This is a genomic window from Bacillus sp. FSL P4-0248, assembly GCF_038593305.1.
Taxonomy (GTDB): domain Bacteria; phylum Bacillota; class Bacilli; order Bacillales; family Bacillaceae; genus Bacillus; species Bacillus safensis.
Genome location: NZ_CP151983.1, coordinates 978,531 through 1,002,686 on the forward strand (window position 1 = coordinate 978,531; position 24,156 = coordinate 1,002,686).

The following is a 24,156-nucleotide window of genomic DNA, read 5'->3' on the forward strand; positions in this document are numbered from 1 at the left end:
AAAATGTGTTTTTTAGAATGAGAGTGATAGAACGTGCATTCGTAAAAATGGCATGATAAAATATGGACAATGACAGTATCGGACAAGGAGATAGACGTTTGACTAAGCTCACCTTTATTCATGCCGCAGATTTACATTTAGACAGTCCATTTGCAGGAATGTCGACTATACCTAGTTCCATATTTAAGCGGCTCAAAGAAAGTACATTTCAAAGCGCTAAGAACATCTTTGATCTCGCCATTGTGCGGGCAGTAGACTTTGTGCTGCTGAGCGGAGATTTATTTGATGAATCCAATCGCAGCTTAAAAGCACAGCTGTTTTTAAGAAATCAGTTTGTAAGACTGCAAACGCACGGGATTGAAGTCTTTATTATTTATGGGAATCATGATCATTTAGGCGGTGAATGGACACCGATTGAGTGGCCCGAGAATGTACATGTCTTTTCGAGCAGTACACCAAGTGAGCACTCCTATTATCGAGGGGATCAGCTTGTCGCGAGTATTTATGGGTTTAGCTACAAAGAGCGGGCTGTCTATGAAAATATGACATCTCATTATGTCAAAACAACAGATGCTGCCTATCACATTGCGATGCTTCACGGCACATTAGCCGGACAAGAAGGACATGATGCATATGCCCCATTTCAGCTGCAGCAGCTCATAGCGCGGGATTTTGATTATTGGGCGCTTGGACATATACATAAAAGAGCCCTTCTGCATGAAGACCCATATATAATTTACCCTGGTAACGTGCAGGGCAGACATATAAAAGAAACGGGAGAAAAAGGCTGTTACTTGATTCACCTCTCCGAAGATTCACGGGCAGCGGATTTTATCAGCTGTGCAGATATCATCTTTGAGAAACTGGCAATAGACATCACAGAAACAACTCATATGACGGATCTTGTCACACTTGTGGAAGGCAAAATCAATGAGCTGAAAGAGGAAGGTATTCCTCATTTTGTGAGAATTGAATTGACAGGTGATGCGCCTTCTTACTTTGAGCACACGCAGCTTGAGGTCCTCGAAGAGCTGATGACTGTTTTTCATGAGCAGGAGGAAGATGAAGATGTGTTTGTTTGGGTGATGTCAATTGATTGCCGAACAAACGAGGATGTCATTTATCCAGAAGATTCCTTTTTGAAGGAACTAACGGCAGAAATTGCACAGTTTGAGTCATATGAAGAACTGCTTTCACCGATCAAGCGTCACCCAACCTACAGGAAGTCAGGAAAAGCGCTCACAAAAGAGGATGAAGTGGATATAAAAGAAGAGGCACAAAGGCTGTTGACGGAACAGCTGAAGCAATTATGAGAAAAGGAGAGGTATGATGAAAATACGTTCACTCCATATAGCGAATTTCGGGAAATTTTCAAATCGAACCTTTCACTTTTCTGATGACGGTTTTCAGCTAGTTTACGGCCTGAATGAATCGGGGAAAACGACATTGAAGGCATTTATTGAGTCGATGTTATTTGGTTTTTCAAAAAACAAGATATACAAGCCGAAACAAGGATCTTTCTATGGCGGCTCCCTCACTTGCTTAGATGAGGAGTTAGGTGTCATTCACATTGAGAGATCGTCCGATCGAGGCGGTCAAGCACAGGTGTTTTTACCGAATGGTGAAGTGAAAGATGAAGCATTTCTACGAACTCTTTTAAAGAGAACAGATCGCAGATTATTCCAATCAATCTATTCATTTGATGTGTTTGGACTGCAAAATGTCCAAGCCTTAAACGAAGATCAAATCGGTGAATTTCTCCTTTTCTCAAGTTTATTTGGCTCAGATGCTGCCTCCAAGATGGATAGCAGGCTGCTTAAGCAGCAGGAGCAGCTGTTTAAACCAAATGGACGCAAGCCGGAATTAAACCAGCAGCTTGATCGTTTAAAAGAGCTGACTGGCCAGCTGAAACAAGCTAGATTGGCAGAAGGCCGTTATACAGAAAAAAAACGGGAGCATTCTGAATTAATAGAGAGTATCGCAGCGCTTCAAAAGGAAATGAAGCAGACAGAAGAACAGATTCAGCAATTAAATGAACACATTCGACTTTATCCCATGATAGAGAAGAAGATGGAGTTAAAAAAAGAATTAGCCCGTTATCCAGAACGAGTCAAACGCTTTAGAGCAGAAACAGAGCATGAATTGGATAAATTAGAATCACACCTTCATCCGAAAAAGGCTCAAATGACTGCACTAAAGCAAAAATTAGACCATTTGCAAACCTCGCTGGCACAAGTTCAACCGCTTCATGACAAGGATACATTACTGGAGATGACACGTGTCATTGATGAATCATCTCATGCTGAACGTATCAAAAACCGCTTAGCAGAATGTAAAGCAGAACGTGATTCATTGAAACAAAAAATGGACGAAGCCGCAGCGAAGCTGAAGTGGCAGCGTTCAGTCAAGCTTGATCAGATTGACGACTCCCTTGAATTTGAGTGGGAATTAAAGGAGGCTGTCAGCCACTACGTTCGTTTAATGGACAGAAAGGCACAGCTGGATGACCGGTTTGATCATGCAAGACATGAGCTGGAAGAAGCGGAAACCGCTTTAAAAGGATTAAAGGAACAGCAGGCCAGATCGGACAGTTCAGTGGAAGCTGGGGAAACAAGAGCAAAAGAGAAACAGGTTCATTCCCGGGCGTGGTTATTCCCTGTGATGGTGATATTTGATGCTGCATTTCTGCTTGTCCTTTTCTTTTTAACAGAGTGGTGGGTTACTTTCTTATTTGCAGGGTTTTCTGTTTTTGTCTTCTTTGCTATTTACCCATTTTTGAAATCGACACAGGTGAAACAGGGAAGCGGCGGGGGAACATTCGATTCCTTCCAAGTACAGGCAGCTTCAGCTGAAACGCTTGTGAGGCAGAAGGAGCTTTTGTACGAAAGGATCATCCGGCAATATGAAGACTGGGAGCAGGAGCTGGAACCTGTCCAGCAGCAAGTAGAGGAAAAGAAAAAACAGCTGGGCTTGTCCTCAGAGCTTTCTTTCCTAGTAGAAGCCTTCCTTATCCTGAAGCAGTTAAAAACGAATACAGCGGGATATGAGGAGCTTAGCCGGGAAATAGACGAGCTTGCCGGCCAGCAGTCCAATTATGAGCAAAGGGTGGAAGCGTTAAGCAGTCTTCTGCAGCGAAAGGAAGGCACCATTCAAGAGAGCATCTCGGCCTTTCAAGAGATATTGAAAGATGAGGCGAAAAGAGAAAAAGAACGTCAGACATTGGATGTATCGATTCAACATGTGAAACAGCAGATCACGACACTGGAAGGGGAAATTGACTATTACGAAAAACAAATGGACGTGCTTTTTCGTCAAGTAGAGGCAGAGTCCAAAAAAGATTACCAAATTCTTTCCCATCTGTCGAAAGAATATCGGGAACGGCTTTCCCATTTGCAGCAGCTGAATCAAGAGCTGCATAGAAGCGGCTGCTTTGATGAGGAAGAATCGATTGTTCGTAAAGGATTGCGTCTTCTTGAAGAAGAGTGTGCGGAAGCAAAGCAGCACCTGAATAACATACAATCGAATGCGGCGAATATGGAAAAACGTCTGGCAGAACGAGCAGTGGAAATCCGGCAAATAGAAGCTTCAGGTACGGTGTCTGATTTGACTCATCAGCTTTCAGCTGAGCAGGAGCATGCAAAGCACCTTGCGAAAAAATGGGCGGCGATTCAGCTTGTCCGCTCCGTCATTCGAGAAAAATTGAATGAACATAAAGAAAAAAGGCTGCCAGAACTGCTGCAAACAGCTTCCCGCTTTATTCAGCCGTTAACGAATGATCGATATGAAGCCATTTTATTTTCACCAGAGGATGACCGGCTGATCGTGAAAAGGATGGACGGACGAATATTCCGCCCAGACGAGCTCTCGCAAGCAACATGTGAACAAGTCTATCTGGCCATTCGTTTTGCACTCGCCTTGTCTCATCAGCAGGAATGTCAGCTTCCGTTTATGATGGATGACAGCTTCGTTCATTTTGATCATGTTCGTCTAGGAAGAGTGCTGGAGTTGATGAATGAACTCACGCGTTTTGAAACACAGCTGTTTTATTTTACCTGTCATCAGCATATGGCGCAGGCTGCAAAAGATGGACAGATTACGAGTTTAGCAGTTGAATGATTGACAAATAATGACTTATGTTATACTTATATGAGCAGAAACATGGAAGGAGCTTTTATTGAATGGCTAAAGGGATCATGACCTATGATGTCGGCGAACAAGTTGACCTGCATTTATTAATTAAATCATCTACTAAAGGAATTGCAAGTAATGGCAAACCATTTTTAACGCTCATTCTTCAAGATCAAAGTGGAGATATTGAGGCGAAACTATGGGATGCAAAGCAGAATGATGAAATCACCTATGGACCGCAAACCATCGTGAAGGTAGTAGGCGACATTCATCATTATCGCGGGAGGAATCAGCTGAAGCTTAGGAATATACGCCCTGTTGCTGAAAACGAGCAAATTCGAATTGATGACTTTCTCGAAACAGCTCCTATTCCAAAACACGATATGATGGATACGATTATGCAATATATCTTTGATATGAAAAACCCTAATATTCAGCGTGTTACAAGGCATTTGCTGAAGAAATATGGACAGGAATTTGCTGATTATCCAGCAGCGACAAAAAATCATCACGAATTTGTCTCTGGACTCGCCTACCACGTCGTGTCTATGCTGCATTTAGCAAAATCCATTGTTGACCTATATCCATCACTAGATCGAGATCTTTTATATTCAGGCATCATTCTTCATGATTTAGGGAAAGTCAAAGAGCTTTCGGGTCCAGTCTCCACGACATATACTGTGGAAGGGAATTTAATTGGCCACATTTCCATTATGGTGACAGAGATTGCGAAAGCTGCGGAAGAGCTTAGCATTGATTCAGAGGAAATTCTTATTTTACAGCACTTAGTCCTGAGTCATCATGGAAAAGGAGAATGGGGCAGCCCGAAACCACCAATGGTAAAAGAAGCTGAAATTCTCCACTATATTGATAATTTAGATGCGAAAATGAACATGATGGATCGTGCGCTTGAGCATGTGAAACCAGGAGAATATACAGAACGTATTTTTGCACTTGAGAATCGTTCGTTTTATAAACCAACCTTCCATCACGAATAATCATGTCAAAACGTCCGTTTATGCGGGCGTTTTTTTTCATAACTTGTCTTCTTTTCGCATAAGCATGTAACACAAAGGAAGAGAGGAATGTCCTTAAGAAAAGGAGGCGATGAAAAAATGTTGTTTTTTCCGTGGTGGGTGTATGCATGTATCATCGGCATTATTTTCTGTGCGTATAAATTAATGACAACAGCCAAAGAGGAGCAAGAGATTGATCAATCCTTTATTGAAAAGGAAGGAGAAATTTTTATCGAGCGAATGGAACAGGAAAGAGAGCGCAGACGTCAGGATCAGCAGGTGAAAAGATCGCAGGATACTGCGGCACATGAAGATCATTCGATTGCTTAATCTCGTCATACAAAAACCCCTCTGCACGATGACGGCAGAGGGGTTTTTTGTGATTACTGGCCTTGTTGAGGCTGCTGATTTTGTGCAGGCTGTTCAGATTTTTCTTTGAACGTTTTTTGAAGCTCTTTATCTTTTACTTTCACATCAGCATCTTTTACTAATTTGTTTAAGATGTTTTGGATTTCATTTGTGTCTGCTTGTTTTTGGTCAAGCAGTTCTTTTTTCAAGTCCGCTTTCATGTCATCATATTTACCGCGTTCTTCAGTCTTTTTAATGATATGGTAGCCGAATTGGGATTTTACTGGCTTGCTGATTTCATTTACTTTTAGTTTGAAAGCAGCTTTGCTGAAGTTCTCGTCCATTTGGCCTTCTTTTGCGAACCAGCCTACATCGCCGCCTTGTGCTGCTGAAGCAGTATCAGTTGAATATTCAGAGACAAGGGCATCCCATTTTTCACCTTTATCTAATTTCTTTTCCACTTCGTCAGCTGTTTTCTTATCAGCTACTAAAATGTGACTTGCGCGGATTTTTCCTTTAAGGTCATCGTAATACGATTTTACTTCTTTATCAGTGATTTTGATGTTAGCTTTGGCAGCCTTTTGAGTCAGCAGCTCATATTTCACTTGATCTTTGATGTAATCTTTACCGAATTCATCTTGAAGCTGTTTTAAACGATCTTCACCAAGTGTCTTTTTATATTCTTCCAATTTCTTATCAATTTCTTTATCAGATACTTTGTATTTGTCAGCAAGAACCTTTTGTTGAACAAGTAGGTTTAAAGCATCTCCACCTGCTTGTTTCTTAAGAGTAGTATAAAGTTCTCCTTTTGTGACATCTCCTGATTTTGTTGTGGCGATCACATCTTTATCACCGCTACTGCATGCGCCAAGAGTTAAAACACTTACTGCTGTTACAGCTGCTAAAGCCATTTTTTTCATTCAAAAAACACTCCTAATCTTTCCAATTTATTTATCATTGCTTGTATCATAACATATTGTGACACGCTGTAAAAAGAAATGCAAATGGAAGGGCATTCGTCTAGTCAAAAAATTGCGCGCGACATACACATATAGTGATCACAAAAAGGAGGCTGAATTATATGGGAGCAGGATATTCTAATGGGTTTGCTTTATTGGTCGTGCTATTCATTTTGCTGATCATCGTTGGTGCAGCATATCTTTACTAATTAAATCGCTGTGACAGAAGGGAGCCGTCCTGCCGTGCGTGAGGGCGGTTCTTTTTTCAAACGATGACAGGTGCCTAAACGTTTTTTATTTTTCTGCATACACTGAGCTTAGAACAGAGGAAGAACTGGCAGGAGGTGTTTTCACATGGGAGGAGAAGTCTTTGCTGGCGGTTTTGCACTAGTCGTCGTATTATTTATTTTATTGATCATCATCGGTGCATCTTGGATTTGCTAATGAAAATATACACAAAAAGCTGCCCTCAAACTGGCAGCTTTTGCTTTGATCTTAAATGGAAATGGTAATTTCAACAAATGATGAGATAAGTAAGATCAGTATCGATACATTGATAAAGCGAAACACCTTATCTTGCCGTTCTTCAGGAATCTCTCTGACAAGGCATAATGTATTAGTAAGCCTGTTTATTGAATACACAATAAACGCGGCAAAGACGATGAAGTAAAATAAAACTATCGGAGATCCCCCCTCTCTATGCTATTCCCATACTACATTACCAAATTTTTTATGAAAAAGATAGAAGTTGGCTTTAAAAACCTCATGATGAGGAAGTTTGGTCAACTAAAATATCAAACTCGTCTTGAGCTTGATCGATGATGCAGGATTTAGGTGCTTTGAGCAGCTTCCATGCAAATAAAAAGTCAGGCAAACAATAGCCTGCATGTATACTTGCGATGATGATAAAATAGTGTGCGTACATAGGAAACGCCACGCCTAACAAAAAGTAAACCGGAGAGATGACACAAAACGGGCTGAGAAGTGAAAAAAGCATCACTTTCTTAGGCACGCGCTGCCAGCAATTTCGTTTCATCAATAGCGTCATTTTTTTCTTATTTTTCATCACTGGGATCAAGTGAACCACACGGTGGACAAGCAATGTCACAAGTAAGAGTACGGCAAAAAGTGGTGCGTTATGGCTGCTTAGCCGCGTTTCAGGATGAGTCAGTTGAAAACATAAAAATGCCATAATGAAAAAAAGGATAGCAAGACTTATGGCTGAAATCATCATTCTCGTATAACCATAATCCTTTTCAAGATTAATGGTCTTCCAACAATTCATTTTTCATCCTTCCAATCTAAAAATCGAATTGAATATCTCAAGATAATTTACTCTTCCTGAGGATAAAAATCAATGGTTTTGATGAAAAAAAATAAAATGGTGCCTTCATATGGAATAAAGAGAGGAAACTTTGGATTTTTCAAGAAAAAAGAACAGAAGGGGGAGGTTCGTCTCTTTCGTCAATGAGTAATTTCGGCTAAAATAGAAGGACTAAGAGAAAGAGGGAACGTACATGAGTATTGAGGAACGAATGAGCCAGCTTGAATATTACATGGAACTTTTATTGACGGCAGCCGATATGACCCGTTATCCATATTATGCGTTATTGATCAGGCAGCGTGTATCGAAAGAAGAGGCAGAGGAAATTGAGCGTATTTGTGCTGAGCTTTCAGAGGAAATGGATAAGCAAAAAGCACAAGGCTACGTCATGTTTGACGATCTCCTTGCGCTCTTTGCGGGACAGTTAATTGAAAAGCTGGATGTTCATGAGACGATATTTGCTTTGCATGATCAGGGGCTGTTTCAGCCGCTAATGAATGAATTTATAAAGATCATTAAACAATTTGATTTGTTTTAGCCGCTTTTTCTGCTGCCTCAGCTGAGTTTTCAAGTTCCTCAGTCTTTTTTGTGACTTTTCCTCGCTCATTCAAAAAGTCCTTCTCAATGTTTGAAAACGATTTCTCAAAAATCTCCATGAAATCCTCACCATAAATGTTTCGGATAATACACATCATTTCTAAAATCTCAGGGAACTTTCCGTAAATGTCATGAAGCGGCTGTGCGCCTTTGACAATACCAGTTCGTGCCGGGTCATAATCTTCGAGTAGTTTATGGAATGTCTCTTCGCCTTTTGGCGTTAGCTCAATATACGTATTGCGCTTATCGTTTAACTTTTTAGAAAATTTTAAAAATCCTCGTTCCTCCAGTTTCTTGGAGAAGTTAAACGCCGTTGATACATGCATGACGCCAAACTTTGCAATTTCTGATATTGAAGCTCCTTTTAATTGATACGCAATCCACAAAATATGATGTTCATTGATATTTAGGTTATACGGTTTGATCCACTGCTGCCAGTCCTTTTCAATGGATTTCCAAAGAGCTTTGCTCAATTGGGCCATTCTTTGACTGAATAAAAGTGCTTCTTTTACATCGAAAGGCTGTTCCGAATGATTCATCCATTTCACCTACTTCTCTTTTTCTTGTAATTCTATTATGCCAATAAAATAAAGATTAATAAAGCTGAAAATTCAAGAATTTTTAAAAGTCATGAAAAACATTGACAAAATAACCTTTTTTCAACAAAAAAAGTGCGGGATACGCACCCCGCACACTTTTGTAAACGAATATTTTTTTGTGAGTATATTAGTTTTGTAAGGTTTTCTCCAGTTGTTTGAGCTTTTCCTCAATCTCTTGAATTTCCTTTTGTAAGTCCTGCTGATGAGGTTTGATTTCTTCGCGCCATTGCTGAATCGATGTTTGCAATTCAGACCCGACTTCTTTAATCACCTCTGCGCTTTCTTTTGCTGTTTCCACAATTTGCTCTTTTAAAGCTTGTCCATCTCTTTTTAATTTTGTCAGCGTATCTTCGAATTTGTCATAGCCGTCTTTCACTTTTCCGCGCACATCTCTGCCAGAAGAGGGAGTCGTCAGGAGCACTGCCGCACCTCCAAGGAGACCGCCTACAAATAATCCTGTTAATAAAGAACGTCCACTAGCCATTCAAATCACCTCTAGTCAAATTTTACACATTCGCATGTTCTCTCTGAGCTGACGATCAGCTTCATTGAACTTCCATACATAGCTTGCTTTATTTTAGCATACTTTTGAAGAAAAGGGAGGGGAGAAGGTTGTCTGTCTTTCTGTTCGTTTTTATGTGTATCGGCATCGTTTTTACAGTTGGTTCTATTCATTATGCAAGACAGCTTGGGTATGCAGGGTCTTATCCGCCAAAACATGTCTTAAAGCAAAAAGCACTTGTGTGTGCGGCTGGTGCAGGGATTTCACTCCTCATTTTGCTGCTGACCCTTTTTCTTTTATAAAAGCATGAAAAAAACCTCTTCATCTATCATGAAGAGGTTCAGTTATTCGTTAAGCAACTTCTATCATTCTTGCACGTCTCAAAATGGACTGAGCAATTGGGAAGACAAATACCATAGCAATGGTATTAATCACGGCTGCTGGCAGGACCACGCCCACAAGAAGTGCCGGTAATGCAGCTGGCAGTCCAGTGATCAGTAAAGCGGCAGATAGGAAAATCACGCCGGATACGATGGTTCCAATCGCAGTTAACACAGCGGTCAGCACCACTTTGTTCTTTATCTTTAAGCAAGATAAGAAAAGGGCTAGGAAGATAAAGGCTGTCACTGGTTTATCAATCATATTCGGAATTTGTCCGCCTGGGAATCCCGTTGTTAATGCAGAAATCACGCCAGTCACTAGCGCAATCACGACAACATGCTGAACCTTTGGGAAAAGGATGATGCTTAAAAACATCATGACCAGCATCATATCAGGTTTCATTCCGAAAAAGATGGGCGGGAAAATCGTATGCAAAACAGCTCCCATTGCTGCAAGCAATGACATAATCACTAATTCTTTTGTTTTCATTTCTATGCTCTCCTCTGCTAAGCTCTTATAGGACTCTCCAATAATATGGCTCATCATTTATTGCAAGAGTCATGACTTTATATTTCTCGTTATTATAACAAATTTATTTCCCTATAGAAAAGCCTTTTTACTCATTTTCTTGCTGGAACTTTTTCATAAAGTCCGCAAGCTTTTGGCAGTCTTCTATTGAGACCGCATTGTAAATAGATGCTCTGCATCCGCCGACAGAACGGTGGCCGGCAAGTCCAACCATTTGCTCTTGCTTTGCTTTTTCCACAAAGGAAGAAGTAAGTGCATCATCACGAAGAGTAAAGGTGACGTTCATATGAGAACGGCTGTCAGCACGCGCATGTCCTTGATAAAAACCGCCGCTTTGATCAATGGTATCATAGAGAATGCCTGCTTTTTGTTCATTGCGTTTTTCCGCTGCTTCTACACCGCCAGCATGTTTGACATGCTCAAGGACAAGTGACAGCATATAAATCGCAAAAGTCGGTGGTGTATGATAAAGAGAATTGGCTTTTGCGTGTGTTGAATATTTTAATATTTTTGGCGTGCTGCTTTTCTCTTTCTCTAATAAACGTTTGCGCGCAATCACAATCGTGATACCTGAAGGCCCTAGGTTTTTTTGTGCCCCGGCATAGATGAGATCAAATGAAGAAACGTCTATTTTTTTGCTGAGAATATCACTGGACATATCCGCAATGAGCGGGAGTGACGTGTTCGGGAACGTTTTCCACTGAGTGCCGAAGATCGTATTGTTCGATGTGATATGTAAGTAAGCGCCGTCTGTTAAACCGGATGCATCTACTTCTGGAATATACGAGTAGTTGTCATCTTCACTTGAAGCAAGCACAGATGTCTGCCCAAACCCTTTTGCTTCTGACAATGCTTTTTCTGACCAAGCGCCTGTTTGAATGAAATGAGCTGTTTCGCCTTCATGTAAGAAGTTCATTGGAATCATCGCAAATTGAAGACTAGCTCCGCCTTGTAAAAAGAGGACTTCATAATCTTCTGGAATGTCCATCAGTTCCACTAAAAGCGCTTTTGCTTTATTGTGGACTGCTTCATATTCACCGCTGCGATGAGAAAGCTCCATCACAGACATCCCAGTTTGTTTAAAATCAACAAGTTCTTCCTGTGCTTTTTGAAGCACTTCTAGCGGCAATGCCGCCGGACCAGCATTAAAATTCGTCGTTCGCTTCATCACAATCTCTCCCTATTTCTCGCGTTAATGGATCAAAAGATAAAACCATCCTATCACAAATTTGAAGCATTTGGACAAAAAAATTGAATCGTTCAAAATATCTTACTATTAAAAGGCGGAAGCGATGAAAAGGGGTGAAAATAAGAAAAACCTCATCTGTTAAGATGAGGTAAGCCGCGTGTGGATGGCAGAAGAAATGTCTTTTAAATCCTCTGACGTGTATTGATCTTGATGTGATTTCCATACGGCACCAAAGCCATCACCTTTTCCGTAGCGCGGAATGATGTGCATATGGTAATGGAATACCGATTGTCCGGCTTTTTCACCGTTGTTGTTCAGGAGGTTTAACCCGATTGGTTCAAATTCCTGTTTGATCGCCCTTGCAATTTTCGGAATCGCTTGGAAGTAGTGGTTAGACACTTCTGGTGTCATCTCATAGATGTTTTCTTTATGTATTTTCGGGATTACAAGGGTATGTCCTTTTGTTACTTGGCTGATATCAAGAAAAGCCAATACATGCTCGTCTTCATATACTTTTGCACATGGAATGTCTCCATCAATGATCTTGCAAAAAATGCAGTCGCTCACGCCATGTCACTCCTCATTATTTTTCCTTTATCGTATCACAAAAAGAAGCAAAAAAGAAAACAGGACAAGCGAACTCCTTTGGTCGCTCATCCTGCTCCTGCAGAAGAAATGCTGATGCTTTCATTCGAATGCCTTTTGAATTCTCTATTTACTGAAATAAAGAATTCATATGCCTGCTATTTCTGCCGTAAACACCTCATTTGACGTTTTGGTTTGTCGTATACATATTGTATAGGACACAAAAATCAAGAATCAGTGAAGCAAAACAGAAGCTAAGGTTTTTAGATGAAAAACCAACTTGTCATGCGGTTCTTTGCCTTTAACAAACACCTCATTTACTTATTGGTCATCAAGTTCATTTCTTCTACATACATTATGATGACCAAAGCGCCTATTTTTTATTCATGACTCGTCTATAGGTAAACATTTCAAATTATCATTCGTTTTTGTTACTATAAAGGAAAAAAGAAAGAAAGGAACGAATTCATGTCCCTTCTCACTGTAAAAGATGTAACGGGTGGATATACGAAGAATCCCGTTCTAAAAAATATTTCATTTGAATTAGAAAGAAATCAAATCGTCGGTCTCATTGGCTTAAACGGGGCGGGGAAAAGTACAACCATCCGCCATATTATCGGGCTCATGAAACCGCATAAAGGTGTCATTGAATTGAATGGACGAACTCTTCAAGACGACCAAGAGGCGTATCGTTCACAATTTACATTTATTCCTGAAACACCTGTTTTATATGAAGAATTAACGCTAAAAGAGCATTTAGAGCTGACAGCGATGGCTTACGGTCTATCAAAGGAACAATTAGACGAACGCCTGCCATCATTGCTGAAAGAATTTCGAATGGAGAAACGGCTGAAATGGTTCCCTGCTCATTTTTCAAAAGGAATGAAGCAGAAGGTCATGATTATGTGTGCATTCCTTGTGGAACCAGAGCTGTATATCATCGATGAACCGTTTTTAGGGCTTGATCCTCTTGCGATCAATGCACTGCTTGAACGGATGAATGCTGCGAAGAAAAATGGCGCTAGTGTCCTGATGTCAACGCATATTTTGGCGACAGCTGAACGCTATTGTGATTCCTTTATTATTTTGCACGAAGGGGAAATCAGAGCGAAAGGAACGCTGGCAGAGCTGAGAGAACAGTTCAATATGAGAGATGCGACACTCGATGATCTTTATTTGGAATTAACAAAGGAAGAAAGCTATGAGTAAAACAACACAAACCATTTGGAAATCAAGACTAGAGGAACACGTACAAGAAACAAGAAAATACTTAAAATACATGTTCAACGATCATCTTGTCATTGTGCTCATTTTTTTCCTTGCAGGCGGAGCAAGCTGGTACAGCAGCTGGCTTAAACATATTCCGGCTCACTTCCCATCCTACTGGGTGATGGCAGTTGTTTTCTCATTGGTACTCACAAGCTCATACGTACGTACGTTGATTAAAGAAGCCGATCTCGTGTTTTTGCTTCCTTTGGAAGGGAAGATGGAGCCTTACCTAAAACAAGCGTTTAACTTTAGCTTCATTTCTCAGCTGTTTCCTCTCATTGCTGTATCCATTGTCGCACTTCCGCTTTATTCGGCGGTGTCTTCAGGAGGCATCACGGGATATATGCTGATACTGGCGCAAATGATCTTAATAAAGGGCCTGAATACAGCCATTCAATGGAGAATCACATATTTTCAAGGAAAACACGTGAGATGGCTCGATGCAGCTCTTCGTTTTCTGTTAAATGTGATGTTGATCTACACCGTCTTACAGGCAGCCTATGCGATTGCAATCGTTTTTTATCTTATCTATGGTGTATATCTCGTCTACTTAACAAATGCAGTGAAAAAACAGCCCTTTCAATGGGAAATGCATATTTCTGATGAATTAAAACGTAAGCAGCGCTTTTATCGTTTGGCAAACTTATTTACAGATGTGCCTCACTTAAAGAAACAGGTGAAAAGAAGAGCATATATGGACTGGATTTTGAAGTTTGTTCCTTACGATCAGCGTAAAACTTTTTCTTATATGTATGTGAGGGCGTTTGTACGCTCAAATGATTATTTTGGTCTGGTGTTTAGATTAACGGCCGTGTTTGTCCTGATTATTTTGTATACAGGTGCAGCAGGCTGGGTGGGTGCGTTACTTGTCTTGTTCACAGTATTTATCACAGGTGTACAGCTTGTGCCGTTAACGAAGCACTTTGCTCATCTTTCATTACAGGCACTTTATCCAGTTTCTCAAAAAGAAAAGGATCGAAGCTTTTTTGTTCTCGTCCGTAATGTGCTGATCATCCAATCAATCTTGCTGAGCTGTGCGGTACTTCCAGCGGGAGGCTGGCAGGGAAGCGGACTTGCCTTTCTTATTTCTTTAGCATTTGTGCTTGTCCTCTTTAAGCCTTACGTACAAAGCAGGTTAAAAAAGATGAGATAAGTGGAGATTACAGCGAGCGTATGATGACATCAAGGAGGGAACCGGATGAATGCAGCTGAACGAGAGTTGTATGAAGAAGCCATTCTTTTTCAAACACGTTTTTTAAGAAAACCTTCAAAGATCGAACGGTTTTCAAAAGGAGTTCAGCAGCATGTGAACCGCCGAATTCCTGCCAGGTTTCATCAAGTCATCACAAGTGCAGTCAAAACAATGGTTGAATCCACCGTATCAGGATCACACTTCACTTCATTTTCAGTGATTGATGAACAATTATCTATTGTAGAACGAAATGAACTGGCTAAGGATAAAGTGAAGTATTACCAAAAGGCGGCTGCCATCGAAGGGGTTGGAACAGGTGCAGGCGGTTTATTCCTCGGAATGGCAGACTTTCCGCTGCTGTTAAGCATAAAGATGAAATGCCTTTATGAGCTGGCGTGTATTTATGGCTTTGATTTATCTCAAAAGGAGGAAAGACTCTTTTTGCTCTGTATATTTCAGCTCGCCTTTTCCAGCAGTGCCCATCGTCAAAAAATGATGAAGATCATAGATGATTGGGAAACGAGCCGCGAGGAAATGGATTGGTACAGCTTTCAGCAAGAGTATCGAGATTACATTGATCTTGTAAAGCTGTTTCAATTAATGCCGGTCGTCGGAGCCGCTGTTGGCGGGGTGGCGAATCATCAGCTGACAGGACAGCTCGGAGAGGTCGCACGCCATGTGTTTCACTTGCGAATATTGAAAGAAATGAAATAGAAAAGCCGCTGAGGACAGCGGCTTTTTTTATTCATTGTAGGAAAGAACGGCGTTCGCGAGTACCTTTGCTGCAATAGGCATTGCTTTTTCGTTGATATCAAACTTTGGATGATGATGTGGATACACGTCCTGGCTGTTTTCCGGCATGGCGCCTGTGTAGAAGAAGGTACCAGGGACATGCTGAAGGTAGTAAGCAAAGTCTTCTCCGCCCATTTGGGTTTCCGCTTCTTTTACTTCTGTGACACCTTCTGTCTGGTTTGCGATGCCAGCAATATATTCCGTCGGCTTTGGATGGTTTTTGACAGCAGGGTATCCTCTGACGTACTCATATGTGTAGGAAGCATCATGCATCTGGCATACCCCTTTTACCACCTGTTCAATTTCTCGTTCGATAATATGCCGTGCACTTTCTTCAAAGGATCGTGCAGTACCAGTTAAAACAGCTGAATCTGCAATAACGTTAAAGGCATTCTCTGCTACAAAACCTCCAACAGAAACAACAGCAGAATCAATCGGATTGACTTTACGTGCAACGACTTGCTGCAGGTTTGCGACGATTTGTGAACCGATGAGTACGGCATCTTTTGTTAAATGAGGCTGAGCGCCGTGTCCGCCTTTCCCTTGGACTTGAATGGAGAAACGATCGGCCGCTGCCATAAAGTTCCCGCTTTTATAAAGAATCGTGCCACAAGGCTCTGAAGACCAAAGGTGCGTACCGAATATCACATCGACACCGTCTAAACAGCCGTCTTCAATCATTGGTTTTGCACCGCCGGGAGCATATTCTTCTGCATGCTGATGAATGAGGACGATCTTTCCTTTTAATTGATCACGATGCGTATGCAAGACTTTTGCTAATACAAGAAGTGTCGCAGTATGCCCATCGTGACCGCACGCATGCATCACACCAGGCTTTGTTGATTTGTAAGGTACATCTTTTTCATCGTGGATGGGAAGTGCATCAAAATCAGCTCTGAGGGCAATGGTTGGTCCCGGAGAAGCTCCTTCAATAAAAGCGAGTACGCCATGACCGCCCACCTTGGTGCGCGTAGGTATTTGTAATGTATCATAGTAGCTGGCGATGAAAGCGGCTGTTTCTTCTTCCTGAAAAGAAAGTTCAGGATTCATATGGAGATGGCGTCTAATTTCAACCATTTCCTCATAATGTTCATCAAGACGTTCATTGATGCTTTTTTGTAAAGTGGATATTGTCATTGAATCGAAAACCTCCTTCATGCTCTTTTACTGATTGTATGGTAATTGTTAGAATCTTTCAACAGAAGAGGATTTCGTGGTCAGTAGCAAAAGGTCATTTTACATAAAAGTCGAAGTTGATATGAAGCAGGGAAAGGGAGGAGTAGCGTTGGGAAGCTGTCCAAATTGTTCAAAAACATTTTCTTTCGTCGAAAAATTTCATTTATCACATACGAAAATGATGATGTGTCCAAGCTGCCGGCATCAAATTAAAGAAACATTTCTCTCAAAAATGAGTTTTTTCATGATCTGCTTGATTCCACTATTGGTGCTGCTGATTCAATTGAAAGGTGCTTCACCTATGTTGAAGTGGCCGGTCTTATTAGGTTGGATATTGCTGAATTTCTATGTGCTTCAGCCGATCATTCATCGGTACGAGCTGAAATCAAGCTCATAAAATGAAGAGCCCATCGACTGGGCTTTTTTTGATGAAAAAAAGAAGTGCTGAGAGCAGCACTTCCTTAATTGTCTGTGACGGCATGATAGGATGTGAGGTAAGCTGGACGAGAGAAAATGGAGCCTGTATCCTCGTGTGGCTGAAAGAATGCTTCTGATTCTTGAAAGTCTTGAAATAAGTCCTCTGATTCCCAAAGTGTCAAAATCAAATAAACTTCTTCATCTTTTTGCGGTCTTAAAACGCGAATAGCCTGGAAGCCGCGCTGATGTTCTGAGATGTTCGTCTTTTTCTGAAAGGTGGATTCAAACAGTGCTCTGCTTTCAAGCTTAACAGGGATATGATTCAAGGTGACGAAACCAGATTGGACAAGCGCGCCTTTCGCATAAATCACATCATAGGCATGAGGGGCTTTAAATACAGTCTCACCCTCCGTTTCATGAAAAAGAGCTGCTTGTTCTTTTCCGACCATATAAAGCAGATTTTCCAGATGGTGTTTCTTTGCGATTTTATGCAAAAAATCTGCTGTTCCATATGTAATATAGAAATTCATCTAAACCGCCTCCTGCTTGATAGTATAACAAAAGAATGATATATAATTCTTTGGCAGTCAATCCATAAAACATATTATGAAGCAATACATCCCATACTATCCGTATAAAGGAATGAGGTGACCTAATTTGAAGAAAAAGAAGATAATCATTCCATTAGTCATTGCAGGAAGTACAATCGTACTCTCATTTATTGGCTATCTGACGATTTTATTTTTAGGACATTATGTCATAGATGAAAAGAAGCTTGTTTTTCACGCTTCCTCCAAAATCATTGATCAGAATGGAAAAGAACTCACAAGCATGTATTCAGAAAATCGGGATCCTGTGTCATTAAAAGAGGTGCCTGATAAAGTAGCAAAAGCTTTTGTGGCTGTTGAGGACAAGCGTTTTTATGAGCATCACGGCATTGATGCACAGTCTATTTCAAGGGCGGTTTATCGAGATATATTAGCAGGAGGGAAGGTAGAGGGCGGCAGTACAATCACCCAGCAGCTCGCAAAAAATATTTTTCTCACAAATGACAAAACCTTTCTTCGAAAAACAAAAGAAGTCATTATTGCCATTAACTTAGAAAGAGATTATTCAAAGGATAAGCTGCTTGAGATGTATTTGAATCAGCTATACTTTGGCCATGGTGTTTATGGTATTCAGGCAGCAGCCAATTATTACTTTAGTAAGGATGTCAAAGATTTAACGGTCAGCGAAGGTGCCACACTCGCTGCGATGCCAAAGGCACCATCTTCTTATTCGCCTGTTTTACACCCTGATAAAAATAAACAAAGGCGGGACACCATCCTGAATTTAATGAACGAACAAGGATATTTGTCTTCAACAGAAACAGTAGAAGCAAAAGGGAGAACACTAGGCATTCATTTGAAAAAGAAATCAGAAACGCCTTGGGTGGACAGCTATGTTGATCTCATCATTAAAGAAGCAGAGTCAGAGTATGCCATTTCACATGAACAATTGCTTCAAGGCGGCTATACCATTACAGTTCCGATTGATATGAATCTGCAAAAAACCGCATATGATGCGATGAAGAACAACCGTTATTTCCCGGGAAAAAGCGGTTCTCCGGAAGGCAGCGCCGTATTCATTGATAACGAGTCTGGCGGAGTGAAAGCAGCCATCGGTGGACGAGAATATCAGGCGAGAGGCTACAACAGGGTGACAGCTGTTAGGCAGCCTGGATCTGTTTTTAAGCCGATCGCGGTCTACGGTCCGGCAATGCAGGAGAAAAAATTCAGACCTTATTCATTGCTTGAAGACAAAGAAAAAAGCTATGACGGCTATTCACCAAAGAATTACGATGGGCAGTATGAAGGAAGGGTCACAATGGTGGATGCCCTCATGAAAAGTAAAAATACCGCTGCTGTGTGGACGTTAAGCCAGCTGGGCATTGACACGTCGAAATCATATCTTGAGAAAATGGGGATAGATATCTCGGATAAAGGACTAGCCATGGCGCTTGGCGGTTTAGAAAAAGGAGTTTCTCCATTACAGATCGCTGGAGCCTTCCATACATTTGCAAATGAAGGCGTATATAAAAAGCCTTTCTTCATTCAGAAAATCACCAATGATGAAGGAGAAACTGTAGAAAAGAATCGTGGTAAGCAAGAACGAGTGTTTAGCGTGCAGAATGCTTGGAATATGACAAGAATGCTTCAGCAAGTCGTCAAAGGCGGGACAGCCCAGAGCGGTTCATACGCTGGAGATTTAGCAGGTAAGACAGGTACGACCACATATTCAGGTGTGAAAGGTGCAACAAAGGATGCTTGGTTTGCCGGCTATACGCCTAGTACAACGGGTGCGATTTGGATGGGGTATGACAAAACCGATAACAGTCACTATTTAACCGGCGGCAGTCAATTCCCGGTGCAGCTGTTTAAAGATATTTTAACAGCAGCTCAAATCACCAATGAAACGTTTGAAAAACCAGAGGGGATAAAAGAGCTCGAGTCGCCTATCCATTTAGAGGGACTATCAGGATTTGAAGCCCGCTATGCGTTTAAAATCAAAGGATTGTTTACATTAGAGCTGTCTTGGGACAATCAAGAGGATAAACGCGTTGAATACCGCATTTATGAAAAGAGAAATGGAAGCGAGACGCTGATCGACACAGTGACAGGCGTGGGCAGCTATACAATGCCGTATGCCAATGTATTTTCAAATGCAGAGTATAAGGTTGTTCCATATAATACCCAAACGCAAGAAGAAGGCGAAGGCAGTCCATATGTCAAGCCAGAGGCTTTTGGACGTTAATATTCGGCGATTTTTTGAACATTGAGCCGCTTTAGTATACCGTGCCTTGAAAAAACGGTATAGTAAAAGCAGGTTTGAGCCTTGTACAAAAAGAGAGTATAAGGCGAAAGGTGGAATGAAAGGTAATGGGAAAAACGAAGGTTTTTAATGACACGTTCTTAAAGGCGTGTAAAGGGGAAAAAACAGACCATGTACCAGTTTGGTATATGAGACAGGCAGGACGCTCACAGCCTGAATATCGTGCCCTTAAAGAAAAATACGGGCTATTTGAAATTACGCATCAGCCAGAGCTATGTGCTTATGTAACGAGACTTCCTGTAGAACAATATGGTGTAGATGCCGCTATTTTATATAAAGATATTATGACCCCGCTTCCGGCTATTGGAGTGGACGTAGAAATTAAAAATGGAATTGGACCTGTGATTGATGCACCGATTCGATCTAAAGCAGATATCGAACGTCTTGGGGAACTTCATCCTGAAGAAGACCTGCCATATGTGCTTGATACCATTCAGCTTTTAACGAAGGAGCAGCTGAATGTTCCGCTTATCGGTTTTGCTGGCGCACCATTTACGATGGCAAGCTATATGATTGAAGGCGGCCCATCTAAAAATTATCATAAAACAAAGGCACTGATGTACAGTGATCCTGAGGCGTGGATGCTGCTTATGAACAAGTTAGCTGATATGACGATTACGTACATACGCGCGCAGGTAAAAGCCGGGGTCAGTGCATTTCAAATTTTCGACTCATGGGTTGGTGCTTTAAATGCAGCAGATTACCGGACATTCATTAAGCCTGTCATGCAGCGAATTTTCACAGAGCTGAAGTCTGAAAACGTCCCAATGATCATGTATGGAGTTGGAGCAAGCCATTTAGCGAAAGACTGGCATGACCTGCCGCTTGATGTGGTTGGACTGGATTGGCGTATGAGTGTAGACGAAGCAAGAAAAGAAGGGCTCACAAAAACGTTACAGGGGAACCTTGATCCAACCATTTTACTTGCTCCTTGGGAAGTCATTGAAGAGAGAGCAAAAGCTATTTTAGATCAAGGAATGAAATCAGATCACTTTATCTTTAACTTAGGTCATGGGGTATTTCCAGATGTTTCACCAGATACGTTAAAGAAGCTGACAGATTTTATTCACGATTATTCAGCGAAACATAAAAAATCATCCATCTAAACTATTTCAAATGATCTGAAGGAGTGTTGGTTGTGGAGAAAAAGAAAATGGGACTTCTTGTCATGGCATATGGCACCCCATATAAAGAAGAAGATATTGAGCGTTATTATACACATATCCGCAGAGGCAGAAAGCCGGAGCCAGAGATGCTGCAAGATTTGAAGGATCGCTACAAGGCAATCGGCGGTATTTCTCCTTTATCAAAAATTACCGAACAGCAGGCAAATGGTTTGTGTGATCATTTGAACGACATCCAAGACGACATTGAATTTCATGTCTACATTGGCTTAAAGCATATTGAGCCGTTCATTGAGGATGCAGTTGCAGAGATGCACAAGGACGGCATCACAGAAGCAGTGAGTATTGTTCTTGCGCCGCATTTTTCAACCTTTAGCGTGAAATCGTATAACAAGCGTGCACAAGATGAGGCAGACAAGCTTGGCAATCTGAAGATTACGTCTGTGGAAAGCTGGTACGATGAGCCGAAGTTTGTGGACTATTGGGTGAAACAAGTGAAGGATACGTATGCATCGATGAGTGAAGAGGAAAGAGAATCAGCCGTACTCATTGTGTCTGCACACAGCCTTCCTGAAAAGATTATTGCAGCAGGAGATCCATATCCTGATCAGCTCGCACAATCTGCCAAAATGATTGCAGAAGGTGCAGGAATTGAACATTATGAAATTGGCTGGCAAAGTGAAGGCAACACGCCTGATCCATGGCTTGGACCAGACGTTCAAGACTTAACACGTGACCTATTCGAACAAAAAGGCTATAAAACGTTCGTATATGTGCCTGTTGGATTTGTCGCTGACCATCTTGAAGTGTTATACGACAACGATTATGAATGTAAAGTCGTGACAGATGAAATCGGTGCAGCCTACTATCGTCCAGAAATGCCAAATGCGAAACCAGCATTTATTGATGCTCTCGCAACTGTCGTATTAAAGAAGCTTGACGAAAGCAAGTAATTATATAAAAGAAGGCGATCCTATGCATGACAATCAAAAACACCTTGTCATCATTGGCGGTGGCATCACTGGTTTAGCCGCCGCCTTCTATTTGGAAAAGGAAGTCGAAGAAAAAGGTCTTCCCATTCAAATATCTCTTATTGAAGCGAGCCCTAGGCTAGGTGGAAAAATACAAACATTATATAAAGACGGCTACATCATTGAACGTGGACCTGATTCATTTTTAGAAAGAAAGGTCAGTGGACCGCAGCTGGCGAAGGATGTGGGTCTCGCAGATCAGCTCGTCAATAATGAAACAGGGCAGGCATATGTACTAGTCAATGAAACCCTTCACCCGATGCCAAAAGGCGCTGTCATGGGTATTCCAACTCAAATCAGCCCATTCATCACAACCGGTCTTTTTTCAGTTGCAGGAAAAGCGAGAGCCGCAATGGATTTCGTCTTGCCAAAAAGCAAGCAAACAGAAGATCAGTCGCTCGGTGAATTTTTTAGAAGACGTGTCGGTGATGAAGTAGTTGAGAATTTAATCGAACCTCTTCTATCAGGCATTTATGCAGGTGACATTGACCGTCTCAGCTTAATGTCCACCTTCCCGCAGTTTTATCAAACAGAACAAAAGCATCGCAGTTTGATTCTTGGGATGAAAAAATCACAGCAGCATGCGAAAGCGCAGCAAGTGACAGCGAAAAGACAAGGGCAGTTCCAAACGATCAATCAAGGACTGCAAGCGCTTGTTGAAGCAGTAGAAAGCAAGCTCAAGCTGACAACGATTTATAAAGGGACAAAAGTGAAGCAGATTGAAAAAACAGATGGGGGCTACGGTGTGCAGTTAGACAGCGGTCAAACGCTTTTTGCTGATTCAGCCATTGTGACAACTCCGCATCAATCGATCTATTCCATGTTTCCAAAAGAAGCAGGGCTTGAGTACTTGCATGATATGACATCTACTTCTGTTGCAACGGTGGCACTCGGTTTTAAAGAAGAGGATGTTCATAATGAATATGACGGTACTGGTTTTGTCATCTCAAGAAACAGTGATTTCTCTATTACAGCCTGTACGTGGACGAACAAAAAATGGCCGCATACAGCTCCTAAAGGAAAAACGCTATTGCGTGCCTATGTAGGGAAAGCTGGCGACGAATCAATTGTCGAGCAGTCAGACCATCAAATCGTCAGCATCGTGCTGGAGGATTTGAAAAAAATCATGGATATTAAAGCAGATCCAGAACTGACGACAGTGACTCGCTGGAAGACGAGCATGCCGCAATATCACGTCGGTCATCAAAAAGCTATTTCGAACATGCGAGAAACGTTTAAGCAATCATATCCTGGTGTTTATATCACAGGTGCTGCTTTTGAAGGTGTCGGAATCCCTGATTGTATTGATCAAGGAAAAGCTGCTATTTCAGAAGCTTTATCTTACCTATTTTCATAAAAAAACAATTCCCTTTTCTGTCATGGAAAGGGAGTTTTTCATGTTCGAATCAATCGAAAAGAGTTGGGAATCATAAATGTGAACAAAGTTGTTGCATCCGGGGAAAAGGGTGTGGTATATTACTTTCTGTACTTAATGACCAAAACGTTCAAATAGTCATTTTGGGAGTGAGATCATGAGTGTTGATAGGAGACAAATGATTTTAGACGGGGCTACGAAGGCATTTACTCAATTCGGGTATAAAGCCACCACAATGGACCTTGTGGCGAAGCTTGCCAACGTCGGAAAAGGAACCATTTATACCTTTTTCAAAAACAAAGAAGAGCTGTTCGATGAAATTTTCACATCCCTTTTAATGGAGATGAGGAAAATTGCGGATGAAGCAATGGATGAGGAAAAAAGTTTCTCTGAAAACCTTCACTTAGCACTCTTTGCAATATTGGAATTTCGAAAAAACCACCAGCTCACAATCAAAATCTTTCAGGAAAGTGCGGAGCTTGGCACGTCAGCGGTCAAGGAAATGATTGAGAAGATGGAGCAAATGATCATTCGCTATATCAAAACGAAAGTAAAAGAAGCGATTGATAAAGGCGACATTAAGCCATGTGATCCTGAATTGACTGCATTTGTGATGGTGAAACTATATATTGCACTTATTTTTGATTGGGAAAAGCGATACGAGCCTTTAACAAAAGAAGAGGTGGCCGAGTCGCTGGAACTTTATGTTCTCAAAGGACTTTTAGTAGCACCATAATTTTTTTTAAGTTCAAA

At 41.3% G+C, this 24,156-nt stretch carries 27 protein-coding genes; 17 read left to right on the forward strand and 10 right to left on the reverse strand.

Annotation, left to right across the window (positions count from 1 at the left end; all coding sequences use genetic code 11):
- The first annotated feature begins 98 nt into the window (after positions 1–98).
- The 4 genes from NST65_RS04890 (at position 99) to NST65_RS04905 (ending at position 5,474) form a co-directional block, all read left to right on the forward strand.
- The gene (locus NST65_RS04890; protein WP_081124169.1) at positions 99–1,313 is read left to right on the forward strand and encodes a DNA repair exonuclease; all 1,215 of its coding nucleotides are present in this window, start codon (positions 99–101) and stop codon (positions 1,311–1,313) included.
- A 16-nt stretch (positions 1,314–1,329) separates the two neighbouring features.
- Entirely contained in the window at positions 1,330–4,116 is a 2,787-nt protein-coding gene (locus NST65_RS04895; RefSeq protein ID WP_342489331.1) for an AAA family ATPase, read from the forward strand.
- A gap of 62 nt (positions 4,117–4,178) precedes the next feature.
- Positions 4,179–5,126: a 3'-5' exoribonuclease YhaM gene (yhaM, locus tag NST65_RS04900; protein ID WP_024425447.1), complete on the forward strand. Its 948-nt coding sequence runs from the start codon at positions 4,179–4,181 to the stop codon at positions 5,124–5,126.
- 117 nt (positions 5,127–5,243) lie between these two features.
- A complete protein-coding gene (locus NST65_RS04905; RefSeq protein ID WP_041089925.1) occupies positions 5,244–5,474 on the forward strand; it encodes a sporulation YhaL family protein in 231 nt (76 codons plus the stop codon).
- Between the two features lie 53 nt (positions 5,475–5,527).
- Here the strand turns inward: NST65_RS04905 and NST65_RS04910 are convergent, their stop codons facing one another.
- Positions 5,528–6,412 carry a peptidylprolyl isomerase gene (locus tag NST65_RS04910; protein ID WP_041117009.1) on the reverse strand — a complete coding sequence of 295 codons (885 nt, stop codon included), beginning with the start codon at positions 6,410–6,412 and terminating at the stop codon, positions 5,528–5,530.
- Between the two features lie 161 nt (positions 6,413–6,573).
- Here NST65_RS04910 and NST65_RS04915 point away from each other — a divergent pair, with 161 nt between their 5' ends.
- Both NST65_RS04915 and NST65_RS04920 read left to right on the forward strand, forming a co-directional pair.
- Positions 6,574–6,660, forward strand: a complete 87-nt coding sequence (locus NST65_RS04915; protein WP_008361129.1) for a YjcZ family sporulation protein — start codon at positions 6,574–6,576, stop codon at positions 6,658–6,660.
- Positions 6,661–6,805: 145 nt separating this feature from the next.
- A complete protein-coding gene (locus NST65_RS04920; protein WP_017360317.1) occupies positions 6,806–6,895 on the forward strand; it encodes a YjcZ family sporulation protein in 90 nt (29 codons plus the stop codon).
- A gap of 51 nt (positions 6,896–6,946) precedes the next feature.
- Here the strand turns inward: NST65_RS04920 and NST65_RS04925 are convergent, their stop codons facing one another.
- Together NST65_RS04925 and NST65_RS04930 are read right to left on the reverse strand one after the other, a co-directional pair.
- The gene (locus NST65_RS04925) at positions 6,947–7,132 is read right to left on the reverse strand and encodes a hypothetical protein (RefSeq protein ID WP_072368131.1); all 186 of its coding nucleotides are present in this window, start codon (positions 7,130–7,132) and stop codon (positions 6,947–6,949) included.
- An 82-nt stretch (positions 7,133–7,214) separates the two neighbouring features.
- The gene (locus tag NST65_RS04930) at positions 7,215–7,736 is read right to left on the reverse strand and encodes a DUF3267 domain-containing protein (RefSeq protein ID WP_034282208.1); all 522 of its coding nucleotides are present in this window, start codon (positions 7,734–7,736) and stop codon (positions 7,215–7,217) included.
- 232 nt (positions 7,737–7,968) lie between these two features.
- Here NST65_RS04930 and NST65_RS04935 point away from each other — a divergent pair, with 232 nt between their 5' ends.
- The gene (locus tag NST65_RS04935; protein WP_041117011.1) at positions 7,969–8,313 is read left to right on the forward strand and encodes a YhaI family protein; all 345 of its coding nucleotides are present in this window, start codon (positions 7,969–7,971) and stop codon (positions 8,311–8,313) included.
- Here NST65_RS04935 and NST65_RS04940 read toward each other — a convergent pair.
- The gene (locus NST65_RS04940; protein WP_034282207.1) at positions 8,291–8,911 is read right to left on the reverse strand and encodes an HTH-type transcriptional regulator Hpr; all 621 of its coding nucleotides are present in this window, start codon (positions 8,909–8,911) and stop codon (positions 8,291–8,293) included. The genes NST65_RS04935 and NST65_RS04940 overlap by 23 nt on opposite strands.
- A gap of 187 nt (positions 8,912–9,098) precedes the next feature.
- Positions 9,099–9,455 carry a YtxH domain-containing protein gene (locus tag NST65_RS04945; RefSeq protein ID WP_024425453.1) on the reverse strand — a complete coding sequence of 119 codons (357 nt, stop codon included), beginning with the start codon at positions 9,453–9,455 and terminating at the stop codon, positions 9,099–9,101.
- A gap of 128 nt (positions 9,456–9,583) precedes the next feature.
- On the opposite strand from NST65_RS04945, the gene NST65_RS04950 reads away from it, so the two are divergent.
- Positions 9,584–9,775: a hypothetical protein gene (locus NST65_RS04950; RefSeq protein WP_041117013.1), complete on the forward strand. Its 192-nt coding sequence runs from the start codon at positions 9,584–9,586 to the stop codon at positions 9,773–9,775.
- Positions 9,776–9,824: 49 nt separating this feature from the next.
- Here the strand turns inward: NST65_RS04950 and NST65_RS04955 are convergent, their stop codons facing one another.
- The 3 genes from NST65_RS04955 to NST65_RS04965 all read right to left on the reverse strand — a co-directional run bounded on the left by NST65_RS04955 (position 9,825) and on the right by NST65_RS04965 (position 12,138).
- Positions 9,825–10,343, reverse strand: a complete 519-nt coding sequence (locus NST65_RS04955; RefSeq protein ID WP_024425455.1) for a tryptophan transporter — start codon at positions 10,341–10,343, stop codon at positions 9,825–9,827.
- A gap of 127 nt (positions 10,344–10,470) precedes the next feature.
- Entirely contained in the window at positions 10,471–11,550 is a 1,080-nt protein-coding gene (serC, locus tag NST65_RS04960; protein ID WP_034282206.1) for a 3-phosphoserine/phosphohydroxythreonine transaminase, read from the reverse strand.
- A 159-nt stretch (positions 11,551–11,709) separates the two neighbouring features.
- Positions 11,710–12,138 carry an HIT family protein gene (locus NST65_RS04965; protein WP_024425457.1) on the reverse strand — a complete coding sequence of 143 codons (429 nt, stop codon included), beginning with the start codon at positions 12,136–12,138 and terminating at the stop codon, positions 11,710–11,712.
- 486 nt (positions 12,139–12,624) lie between these two features.
- Here NST65_RS04965 and NST65_RS04970 point away from each other — a divergent pair, with 486 nt between their 5' ends.
- Genes NST65_RS04970 through NST65_RS04980 form a run of 3 tightly spaced genes read left to right on the forward strand, consistent with a single transcriptional unit; the run spans position 12,625 to position 15,331 of the window.
- On the forward strand, positions 12,625–13,365 hold the full coding sequence (locus NST65_RS04970) for an ABC transporter ATP-binding protein (RefSeq protein WP_046310435.1): 741 nt from the start codon (positions 12,625–12,627) through the stop codon (positions 13,363–13,365).
- A complete protein-coding gene (locus NST65_RS04975) occupies positions 13,358–14,578 on the forward strand; it encodes an ABC transporter permease (RefSeq protein ID WP_046310437.1) in 1,221 nt (406 codons plus the stop codon). The genes NST65_RS04970 and NST65_RS04975 overlap by 8 nt, the downstream gene beginning before the upstream one ends.
- A gap of 45 nt (positions 14,579–14,623) precedes the next feature.
- Entirely contained in the window at positions 14,624–15,331 is a 708-nt protein-coding gene (locus NST65_RS04980) for an EcsC family protein (RefSeq protein WP_046310440.1), read from the forward strand.
- Between the two features lie 27 nt (positions 15,332–15,358).
- Here NST65_RS04980 and NST65_RS04985 read toward each other — a convergent pair whose 3' ends face one another.
- Entirely contained in the window at positions 15,359–16,546 is a 1,188-nt protein-coding gene (locus tag NST65_RS04985) for a M20 family metallopeptidase (protein ID WP_046310442.1), read from the reverse strand.
- Between the two features lie 283 nt (positions 16,547–16,829).
- On the opposite strand from NST65_RS04985, the gene NST65_RS04990 reads away from it, so the two are divergent.
- A complete protein-coding gene (locus NST65_RS04990; protein WP_224426392.1) occupies positions 16,830–16,982 on the forward strand; it encodes a hypothetical protein in 153 nt (50 codons plus the stop codon).
- Between the two features lie 64 nt (positions 16,983–17,046).
- Here the strand turns inward: NST65_RS04990 and NST65_RS04995 are convergent, their stop codons facing one another.
- Entirely contained in the window at positions 17,047–17,532 is a 486-nt protein-coding gene (locus NST65_RS04995; RefSeq protein WP_034282197.1) for an antibiotic biosynthesis monooxygenase, read from the reverse strand.
- 127 nt (positions 17,533–17,659) lie between these two features.
- Here NST65_RS04995 and NST65_RS05000 point away from each other — a divergent pair, with 127 nt between their 5' ends.
- The 5 genes from NST65_RS05000 (at position 17,660) to NST65_RS05020 (ending at position 24,139) form a co-directional block, all read left to right on the forward strand.
- Positions 17,660–19,795 (forward strand): PBP1A family penicillin-binding protein, encoded by a 2,136-nt coding sequence (locus tag NST65_RS05000; RefSeq protein ID WP_041117024.1) that lies wholly within the window; start codon positions 17,660–17,662, stop codon positions 19,793–19,795.
- Between the two features lie 125 nt (positions 19,796–19,920).
- Positions 19,921–20,979 carry a uroporphyrinogen decarboxylase gene (gene hemE / locus NST65_RS05005; RefSeq protein ID WP_041117026.1) on the forward strand — a complete coding sequence of 353 codons (1,059 nt, stop codon included), beginning with the start codon at positions 19,921–19,923 and terminating at the stop codon, positions 20,977–20,979.
- A gap of 32 nt (positions 20,980–21,011) precedes the next feature.
- Positions 21,012–21,950, forward strand: coding sequence for a ferrochelatase (hemH, locus tag NST65_RS05010; RefSeq protein WP_024426557.1), 939 nt, complete (start codon positions 21,012–21,014; stop codon positions 21,948–21,950).
- A 22-nt stretch (positions 21,951–21,972) separates the two neighbouring features.
- Positions 21,973–23,385: a protoporphyrinogen oxidase gene (gene hemY, locus NST65_RS05015; protein ID WP_211042960.1), complete on the forward strand. Its 1,413-nt coding sequence runs from the start codon at positions 21,973–21,975 to the stop codon at positions 23,383–23,385.
- A gap of 175 nt (positions 23,386–23,560) precedes the next feature.
- A complete protein-coding gene (locus NST65_RS05020; RefSeq protein WP_169510857.1) occupies positions 23,561–24,139 on the forward strand; it encodes a TetR/AcrR family transcriptional regulator in 579 nt (192 codons plus the stop codon).
- Positions 24,140–24,156: the final 17 nt, after the last annotated feature.